Annotated in this window: 12 protein-coding genes and 1 pseudogene; 9 read left to right on the top strand and 4 right to left on the bottom strand. The window is 67.5% G+C overall.

The annotated features are described in order from the left end of the window. Window positions 1–343, top strand: a pseudogene (locus H0T81_RS00995) (hypothetical protein); the annotation flags it as partial. 6 nt (window positions 344–349) lie between these two features. On the opposite strand, the gene H0T81_RS01000 reads toward H0T81_RS00995, so the two are convergent. Further along, window positions 350–778: a CBS domain-containing protein gene (locus H0T81_RS01000; RefSeq protein WP_294008936.1), complete on the bottom strand. Its 429-nt coding sequence runs from the start codon at window positions 776–778 to the stop codon at window positions 350–352. Between the two features lie 62 nt (window positions 779–840). Continuing rightward, on the bottom strand, window positions 841–2,865 hold the full coding sequence (paaZ, locus tag H0T81_RS01005; RefSeq protein ID WP_294008937.1) for a phenylacetic acid degradation bifunctional protein PaaZ: 2,025 nt from the start codon (window positions 2,863–2,865) through the stop codon (window positions 841–843). 209 nt (window positions 2,866–3,074) lie between these two features. Here paaZ and H0T81_RS01010 point away from each other — a divergent pair, with 209 nt between their 5' ends. Further along, on the top strand, window positions 3,075–3,578 hold the full coding sequence (locus H0T81_RS01010) for a PilZ domain-containing protein (protein WP_294008938.1): 504 nt from the start codon (window positions 3,075–3,077) through the stop codon (window positions 3,576–3,578). A gap of 24 nt (window positions 3,579–3,602) precedes the next feature. Here the strand turns inward: H0T81_RS01010 and H0T81_RS01015 are convergent, their stop codons facing one another. Both H0T81_RS01015 and paaG read right to left on the bottom strand, forming a co-directional pair. Continuing rightward, on the bottom strand, window positions 3,603–4,328 hold the full coding sequence (locus H0T81_RS01015) for a CPBP family intramembrane glutamic endopeptidase (protein WP_294008940.1): 726 nt from the start codon (window positions 4,326–4,328) through the stop codon (window positions 3,603–3,605). Further along, the gene (paaG, locus tag H0T81_RS01020) at window positions 4,328–5,110 is read right to left on the bottom strand and encodes a 2-(1,2-epoxy-1,2-dihydrophenyl)acetyl-CoA isomerase PaaG (RefSeq protein WP_294008942.1); all 783 of its coding nucleotides are present in this window, start codon (window positions 5,108–5,110) and stop codon (window positions 4,328–4,330) included. Before paaG ends, H0T81_RS01015 begins: the two co-directional genes overlap by 1 nt. Before the next feature lie 29 nt (window positions 5,111–5,139). Between paaG and paaI the strand changes: the two genes are divergently transcribed. The 7 genes from paaI to H0T81_RS01055 all read left to right on the top strand — a co-directional run bounded on the left by paaI (window position 5,140) and on the right by H0T81_RS01055 (window position 12,219). Beyond that, window positions 5,140–5,565: a hydroxyphenylacetyl-CoA thioesterase PaaI gene (paaI, locus tag H0T81_RS01025; protein WP_294008944.1), complete on the top strand. Its 426-nt coding sequence runs from the start codon at window positions 5,140–5,142 to the stop codon at window positions 5,563–5,565. A gap of 129 nt (window positions 5,566–5,694) precedes the next feature. Then, window positions 5,695–6,687 (top strand): 1,2-phenylacetyl-CoA epoxidase subunit PaaA, encoded by a 993-nt coding sequence (paaA, locus tag H0T81_RS01030; RefSeq protein WP_294008945.1) that lies wholly within the window; start codon window positions 5,695–5,697, stop codon window positions 6,685–6,687. Next, window positions 6,684–6,980 carry a 1,2-phenylacetyl-CoA epoxidase subunit PaaB gene (gene paaB / locus H0T81_RS01035; protein ID WP_294008947.1) on the top strand — a complete coding sequence of 99 codons (297 nt, stop codon included), beginning with the start codon at window positions 6,684–6,686 and terminating at the stop codon, window positions 6,978–6,980. The genes paaA and paaB overlap by 4 nt, the downstream gene beginning before the upstream one ends. Next, complete coding sequence (paaC, locus tag H0T81_RS01040; RefSeq protein ID WP_294008949.1) at window positions 6,980–7,825, top strand: 1,2-phenylacetyl-CoA epoxidase subunit PaaC; 846 nt, start codon at window positions 6,980–6,982, stop codon at window positions 7,823–7,825. The genes paaB and paaC overlap by 1 nt, the downstream gene beginning before the upstream one ends. A gap of 1 nt (window position 7,826) precedes the next feature. Then, window positions 7,827–8,900, top strand: coding sequence for a 2Fe-2S iron-sulfur cluster-binding protein (locus H0T81_RS01045; protein ID WP_294008951.1), 1,074 nt, complete (start codon window positions 7,827–7,829; stop codon window positions 8,898–8,900). Window positions 8,901–8,938: 38 nt separating this feature from the next. Continuing rightward, entirely contained in the window at window positions 8,939–10,153 is a 1,215-nt protein-coding gene (locus H0T81_RS01050; RefSeq protein WP_294008953.1) for an amino acid aminotransferase, read from the top strand. 23 nt (window positions 10,154–10,176) lie between these two features. Next, a complete protein-coding gene (locus H0T81_RS01055) occupies window positions 10,177–12,219 on the top strand; it encodes a transketolase C-terminal domain-containing protein (protein ID WP_294008955.1) in 2,043 nt (680 codons plus the stop codon). Window positions 12,220–12,306: the final 87 nt, after the last annotated feature.

Consider the following 12,306-nt stretch of genomic DNA (forward strand, 5'->3'; position numbering starts at 1 on the left):
GGCCGAGGCGCTGCGCAAGGAAGCCGAGGCGTTGAAAGCCGAATATCAGGCGAAAGCGCAGTCCGCCGAGGCCGAGGCCGCGGCGATGATCGAGCGCGCGCATGTCGAAGCCGGCGAGATTGTCGCCAAGGCCAGGACCGACGCCGAGGCGCTGATCGAGCGCCGCGGCCGAATGGCCGAGGACAAGATCGCCGCCGAGGAGCGCGCCGCGGTCAAGCAGCTTCGCGCTAGTGCCGCCGATGCCGCCGCGCGCGCCGCCGCGCGGCTGATCGCCGAGCGCGACGACCCGGCCGCGGACGAGCAGCTCGTCAACCGGACGATCGCCGACCTGCCGCGAGCTTGAGGCCGCTTACTGCTGGTGCTGGCCGCCGGGCGCGCTCACATTCTCGAGCACCTGTTCCGCCGTCTGGTCGTCCGTTTCGCGGCTGAGGTCGCCGAGGCTGACGATTCCAACCAGTTTTTCGGATTCGTCGATCACCGGCAGGCGCCGGACCTGCGCTTCGCTCATCCGGGCCGCGACGTCCTCGACGTCGTCGTCGATTCGGGCGGAGACGACACCGCTGCTCATCAGGTCGCGGACAGGCGTATCCGGACCGTGGCCCTGGGCGACGCCGCGAACGGCGATGTCGCGATCGGTGATCATCCCGATCAGCCGCTCGCCCTCGGTCACGGGGATCGAGCCGGCGTCGGCGCTGAGCATGAACGACGCGGCTTCCCGCGCAGTCTGTTCCGGAGTCACCGTCTGGACGTCGCGCGTCATTACCTCACTGATTCTCATGTTTCGTCTCCTCGTTCGGGAATGCTTTGCAAACGAACGGAAGGAGAGCGCCGTTCCTGCCGTTACGGAATGTTCTCGGTCAACAGGTCGTAGGCGGCGACGATGTCGTCCTTCTGGTTGAAGATTTCGACCGCCCAGCGGACGACTCCCGTGTCCTCGCCTTTCAGTGATTTTGAGCGGACCGTGAGCTCGACCCGCATCGAATCGCCCGGGTAGAGCGGCGTCAGGAAGCGGAGGTTCTCCAGCCCGGTATTGGCGAGCACCGGACCGGGCGCCGGATCGACGAACAGCCCGGCAGCGAAGCTCAGGATCAGATAGCCGTGGGCGACCCGGCCCTCGAAGATCGGGCTCGCCCTGGCGGCCTCCTCGTCCATGTGCGCGTAGAAATTGTCGCCGGTAAAGTGGGCGAAATGCTCGATGTCCCCGAGGGTCACGGTGCGGCTGCCGGTCTTCAGCGTGTCGCCGACATTGAGCTTGCTCATCGGCTTGCGGAACGGGTGGACGTCGATCTCGTGCTTGGGCGCGCCGCTGATGTAAAAAGCGCCGGCGATCGCCCCGATCATTGCCGGCGAGGACTGGATCGCGGTGCGCTGCATGTAATGCTTGACTCCGCGCACCCCGCCCATCTCCTCGCCGCCGCCCGCCCTTCCGGGCCCGCCATGGGTCAGCACCGGCAGCGGAGAGCCGTGGCCGGTCGATTCGGCGGCGTTGGTGCGGTCGATCACCAGCATCCGCCCATGATAGGCTCCCGCGCCGAGGACAAACTCCCTCGCGGTGGCGCCGTCGTGGGTGAACAGCGACAGGCACAAGCTGCCGCGGCCGCGGTTGGCGAGCGCGATCGCGTCGCCGAGGTCCTTGTAGGGCATGATCGTCGACACCGGACCGAACGGCTCGACGTCGTGCACCGCCTCGGTCGACCAGGGGTCGTCGGTCCTGAGCAGCACCGGCGGCAGGAATGCGCCGCCCTCGACCGGCGGGTCGGCGGCAGGATCGCCGGCGACGATCCGGGCGCCGGCGGCCTCGAGTTCGGCGATTCGGGCCCGGACATCGTCGCGCTGGGCGAGGCTGACCAGCGCCCCCATCCGGGTGTCTTCGGAGCGGGGGTCGCCGACCCTGGTACTGGCCAGCCGTTCGCCGAGCGCCTTTTCGAGCGCGTCGAGATGCTCGGCCGGAGCCATGGCGCGGCGGATGGCGGTGCATTTCTGGCCCGCCTTGACCGTCATCTCGGTCGCGACTTCCTTGACGAACAAGTCGAACTCGGGCGTGCCGGGCCCGGCGTCGGGGCCGAGCACCGAGGCGTTGAGGCTGTCCCGCTCGGCGACGAAGCGCACCGATTCGCGGGCAATCACCGGGTGGGTCTGGAGCTTCATCGCCGTCGCCGCCGAGCCGGTGAAGCTGACGATGTCCTGGCACGACAAATGGTCGAACAGGTCGCCGACGTGGCCGACGATCAGTTGCACCGAGCCCGGCGGCAGGAGCCCGGATTCGATCATGATCCGGAACGCCGCTTCGGTCAGGTAGGCGGTCGCGGACGCCGGCTTGACGATCGCCGGGACCCCCGCGAGCAGGGTCGGAGCGAGCTTCTCGAGCATCCCCCACACCGGGAAGTTGAACGCGTTGATGTGCACCGCCGCGCCCTGCAGCGAAGTGAAGATGTGCTGGCCCATGAAAGTGCCGTTCCTGGACAGGGTTTCGAGCTGTCCGTCCAGGAGCACATGACCGTCGGGAAGCTCGCGGCGGCCTTTGGACGAGAAGGAAAACAAGGTGCCCGCGCCTCCTTCGATGTCGATCCAGCCGTCCTTGCGGGTCGCTCCCGTCGAGTAGCTGAGCTCGTACAGTTCCTCCTTGCGGGCCATGACCGCGAGGCCGAGCGCTTTCAGCAACCGGGCGCGCTCGTGGAAGGTCATCTTGCGCAAGGCCGGGCCGCCGACGTCGCGCGCATGGTCGAGCATGGCCGCGAAATCGAGCCCGCCGCTGCCGGTCATCGCCACCGGCGAGCCGTCGATCGCGCTCGGCAGCTGGGCGAGGTCGCCTTCGCCGGCGAGCCAGGAATCGCAGGCATAGTTGAGGAGCTGCGGGGTCTTCATTGGCTTTAAGCACCTTCCGGGGAACTGGTTGCGCTCGGGTCTAGGAAGAATGAGGGCCGTTCGACAAGGCCGGGCAACGGAGACTTCGAGCGAGCAAGACCGATCCGATCCGGAGCCATCATTAAGCAGCCGGGCAATCGGACGCCGTAATTGGTCGGACCTCGGTCGGGCCATGGGGGCCTCTCTCGCATTACGGATGGGCAACCGTTTTGAAGCCTCGAGCGCCGCGCCAGAAGGTTCTGATTAGCACCCGCATGCGCGTGGGCGCCGGGTGGGACGATGCCCGCATCCTCAACATTTCGCTGCGCGGGTTGATGATCCAGGCTGAATCGCCGCCGCCGAAGCGCGGCTCCTACGTCGAGCTCAGGCGCGGCCCGCGCATCATCATCGGCCGAGTGGTTTGGGCGAACCAGCACCGCTTCGGATTATGGACGCAAGATCCGCTCGACGTGGAATCGATCATCGCCCTGCCGGCCGGCGACACGAAAGAAGGCGCGTCCTCGTCGGCCACCGTTGCTGTGGAGCGGCGCTCCGTGGTCCGGCGGAACAGCGCGGCCTTCGAACGCTCTCGCCAATGGTCGAGAGCCTTTGAGTTCGTCTGCATCACGGTGTTCGCCGTCACCGGGTGCCTGGTGGCGTTCGGCGCCGTCGCGCAATTGTTCGTCGTGCCGTTGGCCGCGGTCGAACAGGGATTTAAAGCCCGGCAATCGTGACGCCCATAGGCGACCCGGGCGTTCCTAGCTGCGGAGCGGCGCGTCGGAGCGATCGACCCCGCCGGCCGGGGCATGGAGCACTCTGTAGCCGACCGTGAAGCTGGCGATGTTGTAGGTCGCATGCATCCACACGACGAGAAGCAGGCTTGCCGAAAGCAGATAGATGCCGGCGAGGAGCAATCCCGCGATAGTCGCGAACGTTATGCCCACTTTCCCCTGATAGCCGTGCGCAAGCCCGAAAATGAGGCTCGAGGCGAGCGTCGCCACGCTCGGCCCGGCCAGCGCGCTCAAGTACCAGATGAGAAAGCCTCGAAAGGCAATCTCCTCGCCGAAACCGCCCAGGCCGGCAGCGCCGTAGGCGAGCGGAAGCTCGGTGCGGGAATGGGGCATCAAATGTCGGTAGCCGGAATAGAAACGGGCCGCCGGGCCTCGAAAGCGGGTGAGCAGCGCCCAGACCGCGGCGGCGAGCATCAGCGGCCAGAGAGCGGCCGCCAGCGCGATCGGCACAGGGTCGGGGCCGATCCAGCCGACCAGCCCGAACTGCTCGATCGGCCGCCCGGCCACGTGCCACATCCACAGCACCAGCGACCCCATCAGGAGCCCCGTCGCAGCAGCGGCCTTGAAGAAGGCCGTGCGCGGCGCGCGCTTGAGGACCTCGGGGTCGGCGAACGCCTGGGCGACCGAGACCAGCAGGATCGCGCCCGCGACGACGTGGTCGATCTCCTGCATCGGCAAGCCGGCTGCCGCCATCACCGGCCGGTGAAGTTCGCAGCGCGTTTTTCGAGGAAGGCGGCGACCCCTTCGCGATAGTCCTCGGTGAAGCCGAGGCGGCGCATCTCGTTGCGCTCCTCGGTGAGCTCCTGGTCGAGGGTCCGCGACCAGGTCGAGCGGATCAGCTTCTTGGTTTCGGCAAGGCCCAGCGGCGGCAGCGAGGCGAGCTTGGTGGCGAGCGCGTCGACCTCCGAGTCGAGCGCCTCGTCGTCTACCGCTTTCCAGATCAGCCCCCATTCGGCAGCCTGGTCGGCCGACAGCGGCTCGCCGGTGAGCGCCAGGCCGAGCGCGCGCGCCTGGCCGACGAGGCGCGGGAGGATCCAGCTGCCGCCGCTGTCCGGGACCAGGCCGATGGCCGTGAAGCTCTGGATGAACTTCGCCGAGCGGGCCGCGATCACCATGTCGCAGGCGAGCGCGAGATTGGCGCCGGCGCCGGCGGCGACTCCGTTGACGCGCGCGATCAGCGGCTGGGAAAGAGCGCCGAGGCGGCGGATCAGCGGATTCCAGCAGGTCTCGACGGTGACTCCGAGGTCGACCGGATGGTCGGCTCCGACCGCGCGCTCATTGAGATCCTGTCCGGCGCAAAACGCTCGGCCGGCGCCGGTGAGGACGACCACCCGGACGTCGTCGAGATGGTCGCGAAGAACCTCACGCAGCTCCTGGTGCATGGCGACATTGAAGCTGTTGAGCTTGTCCGGCCGGTTGAGGGTGATCCGGGCGATCCCGCCGTCCGTCTTGAAGTCGATGGTCTCGTAGGTCATGGCCGGCAACGCCTAGCCAAGGAGGGGCCGTGAGCGCAAACGATCTGGCTGCAAAAGTCGCGCATCACATGCTCGCTCGCGAGGGCACGGGGCCGGCCTGGGGAATCGTCATCGAGGAGGCGCGGAACGGTTATGCGCGACTGTCGATGCCGGTTCGAGCCGACATGCTCAACGGCCATCGGATCGTCCACGGCGGGATGGTGTTCGCGCTTGCCGACACTGCGTTCGCCTACGTCTGCAACGGCCGCAACGAGAAAACCTTCGCGGCGCAGGCGTCGATCGTGTTCCTCGGCAGCGCTGAGGAAGGGCAAACGCTGGTCGCCGAGGCCGAGGAGGTCGCGACGTCGGGCCGCAGCGGAGTGACTCGAGTCGCGGTCCGGACCTCCGACGGCCGGGCGGTCGCCGAGTTCACCGGCTACTCGCGGACCGTCGGCGGACCGGTCGTCGACACCTAACCGTCATGCCGGACTCGATCCGGCATCCGCCTGCTTCTTCTGCGCGTTGAACAGGCGGGCCCCGGAACAAGTCCGGGGTGACGCTTTGCGTCATTTGAACGTTGCGCCCCCAGGGGCTAGATAGAAACCATGTACACGACCGAGCTTCAGAAGGGCGGATCCGTCCAGTCGATCGAGGACCCAGAGCTGCTCGCCGCGTTCGAGGCGCGGGTCGCGGCCGACGAGTTCATCGAGCCCAAGGACTGGATGCCGGAAGCCTATCGGCGGACTCTGGTCCGCCAGGTCTCGCAGCACGCCCACAGCGAAATCGTCGGCATGCTTCCCGAAGGCAATTGGATCACTCGCGCTCCGTCGCTGCGTCGCAAAGCGATCCTGCTCGCCAAGGTCCAGGACGAGGCGGGGCACGGGCTCTATCTCTACTGCGCCGCGGAGACTCTCGGCACCAGCCGCGAGCAGATGATCGAGGCGCTGCATTCGGGCAAAGCGAAATACTCGACCATCTTCAATTATCCGACTCTGACCTGGGCCGATATCGGCGCGATCGGCTGGCTGGTCGACGGTGCGGCGATCATGAACCAGGTGCCGCTGCAGCGCACCAGCTACGGCCCCTACGCCCGGGCGATGGTGCGGGTGTGCAAGGAAGAAAGCTTCCACCAGCGCCAGGGCTACGAAATCATGATCGCGATGGCCAACGGGACGCCCGAGCAGAAGCGGATGGCCCAGGACGCGCTCAACCGCTGGTGGTGGCCGAGTTTGATGATGTTCGGCCCGCCCGACGACAATTCGCCCAACAGCGCGCAATCGATCCGCTGGCGGATCAAGCGCGAGACCAATGACGAGCTTCGGCAGAAGTTCGTCGACATCACCGTTCCGCAGGCGGATTTCCTGGGCCTGAAGGTGCCCGACCCCGATCTCAAGTGGAACGTGGGGAAGAACGACGGGGCGGGCGGCTACGACTTTGGCGAGGTCGACTGGGACGAGTTCTACGCGGTGGTCCGCGGCGAAGGACCGGTCGCCAAGGAGCGCATGGCCGCGAGGCGAGCCGCGTGGGACGACGGCGCCTGGGTCCGCGAAGCGGCGGCGGCTCACGAAGCGAAGCGGCGCGAGAGGCAGGCTGCGTGAGCGGCGGCGCGAGTGGAGACTGGCCGCTTTGGGAGGTATTCGTCCGTGCCAAGAATGGCCTTGCGCATCGCCACGTTGGCAGCGTTCATGCTCCTGACCCGGAGCTCGCGCTTCGCCACGCGCGCGACACCTACACGCGGCGGCAGGAAGGGGTGAGCCTGTGGGTCGTGCCGTCGGCCGAGATCGTCGCGTCCGACCCCGATGAGGCCGGGCCGATGTTCGAGCCCGCCGCCGACAAGATCTACCGGCACCCGACCTTTTACGACATCCCCGATGAGGTGAAGCACATCTGATGCCGTCGCTGCCGCCGATCCGGCCCGAGGATGAGGCGGTCGCGCTCAAGTCGCGGGGTCCAGGCGCGTTCGATGCGCCGGCCGCCGGCGAACCCGACCCGGCCCGGTTCGATTACCTGCTGCGGCTGGGCGACGATGCGCTGATCCTCGGCCAGCGCCTCGGCGAATGGTGCGGCCATGCGCCGGCGCTCGAGGTCGATTTGAGCCTCGCCAATTTGGCGCTCGACCTGATCGGCCAGGCGACGATTTTCCTCAACGCCGCCGGCGAGTCGGAAGGCGAAGGGCGCGACGGCGACCGCCTCGCCTTCCACCGCGACGTGCTCGATTTCCGCAATTGCCTGCTGGTCGAGCAACCCAACGGCGATTTCGGCCGGACGATTGCCCGGCAGCTGCTGTTCTCGACCTATCAGCATCTGCTTTACGAGCGGCTGACCGGATCGAGCGACGGTTTCCTTCAGGGGGTTGCGCAGAAGGCGGTAAAAGAGGTCGCCTATCACCGCGAGCTCGCATCCGAATGGACGGTGCGGCTCGGCGACGGCACCGAGGAGAGCGCCCAGAGGATGCGCGACGGGCTCGACTGGTGCTGGCGCTTCATCCCCGAGCTGTTCGAGGTCGACGAGCTGCTCGAGGGACTGACCGAGCGCGGGATCGCGGCCGATCCGCGCAGCTTCGAAGCGGACTATCGCTCGGCGATCGGCCAGGTGCTGGCCGATGCCCAGATCGACGCGCCGGCCGAGCAGCGGCCAATCCTCGGCGGGCGCCGCGGCCACCACAGCGAGCATCTCGGCCATATCCTCGCGGTGATGCAGTTCCTGCCGCGCACCTATCCCGACGCGCAATGGTAGGATGACCGCTCATTTCCATGCCCTGCGGGTGGCCGAGATCGTCCCCGAGACGGCCGAAGCGAACTCGGTCCGGTTCGAAATCCCGCCCGAATTGCGCGACACCTTCTGCTTCAGGGCCGGCCAGCACCTGACCCTCAAGGCCGAGATCGACGGCGAGGAGGTGCGCCGCAACTATTCGCTGTGCACCGCTCCGGACGAGCAGGACTGGATGGTGACGGTCAAGCGTATTGCCGGGGGCCTCTTCTCCAACTGGGTCGGCGACCATTTGCAGCCCGGCGACATGCTCGACGTCATGCCGCCGCACGGCAGCTTCACGGTCGAGTTCGATGCGACCAGGCAGCGGCGCTACGTCGGCTTTGCCGGAGGCTCGGGCATCACTCCGGTCATCTCGCTGATCCGAACCGCCTTGAAGGAGGAGCCCGGCAGCCGATTCACCTTGTTCTACGGCAACCGCGACAGCGCCTCGATCATCTTCCTCGACGCCCTGGCCGAGCTCAAGGACCGCTATCTGAGCCGCTTCGAGCTCTATCATTTCCTCGCCGAGGAGGAAGGCGAGGTCGAGCTGTTCAACGGAATGCTCGACCAGGCGATGTGCGGCAACGCGATCGAGCAACTGGTCGGCGATGTCGGCGCGGTCGACGAGTGGTTCATCTGCGGCCCCGGACCGATGATGGACGCTGCGGAAGCGGCGCTGCTCGAACGCGGAGTGGCGAAGGAGCGAATCCACATCGAGCGGTTCACCGCCGACCGGCCGCCCGACGCGGTGGCGCGGGAGATCGCCGACCTCCAGACCAAGGCGGCGGGCGCCACCGTCGCGGTGACTCTCGACGGGCGGACTCGCAAGGTCGAATTTACGCAAGGCAATATCCTCGACAGCGCGCGCGCCGCGGGCCTGCCGGCGCCCTTCGCGTGCAAGGCGGGCGTGTGCGCGACGTGCCGGGCCAAGGTCACCAGCGGCAAGGTCGAGATGGCGGCGCGCTACGGCCTCACCGATGAAGAGGTCGCCGCCGGCTATGTGCTGACCTGCCAGTCGGTGCCGATCGGCGCGGGAGTCGCGGTGGATTACGACGCCTGACTTTTGCGTCGGCGACTTTGTCGCTAAGCGCTTTTGCGATGCTGAGCGAAACCCAGGCCACGGCGCCACGTACGACCACCGGCGGGCTTGCCGGCCTGCCGCCCGTCACCAGTGATTCGCTGCTCGCCCTGATCGCCATGGCCAATGCCGATCCGCGGCCCGACAAGATCGATGTCGGGGTCGGCGTGTTCCGCGACGCGGCCGGCCAGACTCCGATCCTCAAGGTGATGAAAAAAGCCGAGCGGATCCTGCTCGAGACGCAGTCGACCAAGGCCTATCTCGGAAGCGCCGGCGACAAGCGTTTCGCCGAGCTCATCCGGCCGATCCTGCTCGGACCGCATGCCGACGACGAGCGCATTGCCGGAGTGCAGACTCCGGGCGGTTGCGGCGCGCTTCGACTGGGCTTCGAGCTGATCGCGACCGCCAACCCGAATGCGCGGGTGTTCGTCAGCACTCCGACCTGGCCCAACCACCGTCCGCTGATCCGCGGCACCCGCCTCGAGATCATCGAATACCCTTATTACGACCGCGACAGCGGCACCGTTCGGTTCGAGGAAATGATCGAGGGGCTGGGCTCGGCGCGCGAAGGCGACGTCGTGCTGCTCCACGGCTGCTGCCACAATCCCACCGGAGCGGACCTCAACGATGAGCAATGGGGTGAAGTGGCGCGGTTCGTCGCGGAGCGCCGGCTGCTGCCCTTCGTCGACATCGCCTACCAGGGTTTCGGCCGCGGGCTGGACGAGGATGCGGCCGGGCTCCGCGGCCTGCTGGCGGCGTGCGACGATGTGCTGGTCGCGCAAAGCTGCGACAAGAATTTCAGCGTCTACCGCGACCGGGTCGGGTCGCTGTTCGTCAAGTCCGGCTCGGCCGACGCGACCGCCAGAGCGATGGCGCATGTGTTCCAGCGCGCGCGCGAGATGTGGTCGATGCCGCCCGATCACGGCGCCGCGGCGGTGCGGATCATCCTCGACGATCCTCAGTTGAGCGCCGACTGGCTGGTCGAGCTCGACGCGATGCGCGACCGGATCAACGCAGTTCGCCGGCGGATCGCCGCCGCCGATCCGCGCCTGGCGTTCATCGGCACCCAGTTCGGAATGTTCTCGATGCTGCCGCTGAGGCGCGAGCAGGTGCTGGCGCTGCGCGAGCGCGACGCGATCTACATGGCCGACAGCGGCCGGTTCAACATCGTCGGAATGGCCGACCATTCGATCGACCGGTTCGTCGCCGCCGTCGTCGAAGCCCTGGATGGCTGAGGCGTTAGATGAGCACTTTGGCGATGGCTGAGCGCGATGCCAGTCGAGTCGCCGCCGACGTCGACTGGCGCGAGGTTGCGCGGCTCGTCCTCACCAGCCGCGAGATGGACCGGATCGAGGAACAGGAGCTCGTTCCGCAAAAGAAGATCCTCTACCAATTTTCGGCCCGCGGCCATGACCTCGCGCAGGTGCTGCTCGGGCTGCAGCTCAAGGACGGCGACGCGGCCTGCGGCTATTACCGTTCGCGGCCGCTGCTGCTTGCACTGGGGGTCCCGCTCGCCGATGCGCTCGGCTCGGGCATGGGGCTCGCCGGCGGCTATTCCGACGGCCGCGACATCGGCGTCGTGTTCAACTATCCCAACCCGGGCGGAGCGCACGCGCTGCCGATGAGCGGCGGGGTCGGCGCTCAATATACGCCGGCGGCGGGGTGGGCGCAGGCGATCGCCTACAAGGCCGAAGTGCTCGGCGAGGATCCGGACGATGCCCTCGCGCTGGTGCTCGGCGGCGATGCTAGCTGCGCGACCGGGGGGTTCTGGTCGGCGCTAACAATTGCGACGACGCAACGATTGCCGTTGCTAATGTATATCGAGGACAATGGCTACGGCATCTCGGTGCCGTCGGAATACCAGACTCCGGGCAAGGACATCGCCGCCAATCTCGCCGGTTTCTCCGGGCTGACGATCTTCAACGGCGACGGCACCGAGCCGGACGAAGCGGCGCGGCTGATCGGCGAAGCGGTCCGGCATGTCCGCGCCAAGCGGGCGCCGGCGCTGCTTCGGCTGACCATGCCGCGGCTCGAGGGCCACAGCTTCCAGGACACGCAGAGCTACAAGAGCGAGGCGGAGATCGAGGCCGAATGGGCGCGCGATCCGCTGCCCAAGCTCAAGGCCTTTGCGTCCAGGCTCGACTGGGCCGGGCTGGAAGCGGACGCGGCGGCGAATGTCGCGGCGGCCCTCGCCGAAGCCCAGGCGCGCGGCGTGTCGAGCCCCGAGCGAGTCACCGACAACGTCTTCTTCGATGGCGAGCTTCAGCAGGTCGGCGGGCAATGCAACCACGGCTACGCGCCGCCGCCAGCGAGCGACCAGCCGAAGCCCGACGGTCAGCGCATCAACATGGTCACCGCAATCCGCCGGACGCTCGAGCAGGAGCTCGAGGCCAACCCGCGCGTGCTGGTGTTCGGCGAGGACGTCGGACCCAAGGGCGGGGTCCATGCGGTGACGCTCGGGTTGCAGGAGAAGTTCGGCAAGGCGCGCGTGTTCGACACCAGCCTCAACGAGGAAGGGATCGTCGGCCGGGCAGTCGGAATGGCGCTCGCCGGGCTGATGCCGGTGCCCGAAATCCAGTTCCGCAAATATGCCGAGCCGGCAACCGAGCAGATCAACGATTGCGGGACGATGCGCTGGCGCACCGCGAACCGCTTCGCGGCGCCGATGGTGCTGCGCATCCCGGGCGGCTTTTTCAAATGCGGTGACCCGTGGCACAGCCAGACCAATGAAGTGCAATTCGTCCATAACCCCGGGTGGAAGGTGGCGGTGCCGTCGAATGCCGAGGATGCGGTCGGGCTGCTGCGGTCGAGCCTGCGCGGGAACGACCCGGTGATTTTCTTCGAACATCGCGCGATGCTCGACGATAGTTGGGCGCGGCGGCCGTGGCCGGGCGACGCGTATGTGCTGCCGCTCGGCAAGGCGAAGAAGACGCGCGACGGCGACGGCATCACGATCGTGACGTGGGGGGCGATGGTGCCGCGTTGCGAGGCCGCGGCGGAGGGCGTCGACGCCGACGTCATCGACCTGCGCACGCTCAACCCGTGGGACCGCGACATGGTGCTCGACAGTGTGCGGCGAACGCGGCGCTGCCTGATTGTGCATGAGGATTTGCGCACCGGCGGCTTCGGGGCGGAGATTGCCGCGGTGGTCGCCGACGAGGCGTTTCTCGACCTCGACGCGCCGGTCGCGCGCGTGACAATGCCCGACATTCCCAGCCCGCATCACCCGACGTTGCTCGAATGGGCGCTCCCTTCGGTCGAGCGCATCCGCGCCGAAATCGACCGGCTGGTGGGGTTTTGATGGACTGCCGTCATTGCGAGCGTAGCGAAGCAATCCAGCTTCGCGCCGCTGGATTGCTTCGTCGCTGCGCTTCTCGCAATGACGGTT

It is taken from the genome of Sphingomonas sp. (genome assembly GCF_013812825.1).
GTDB lineage: Bacteria > Pseudomonadota > Alphaproteobacteria > Sphingomonadales > Sphingomonadaceae > Sphingomicrobium.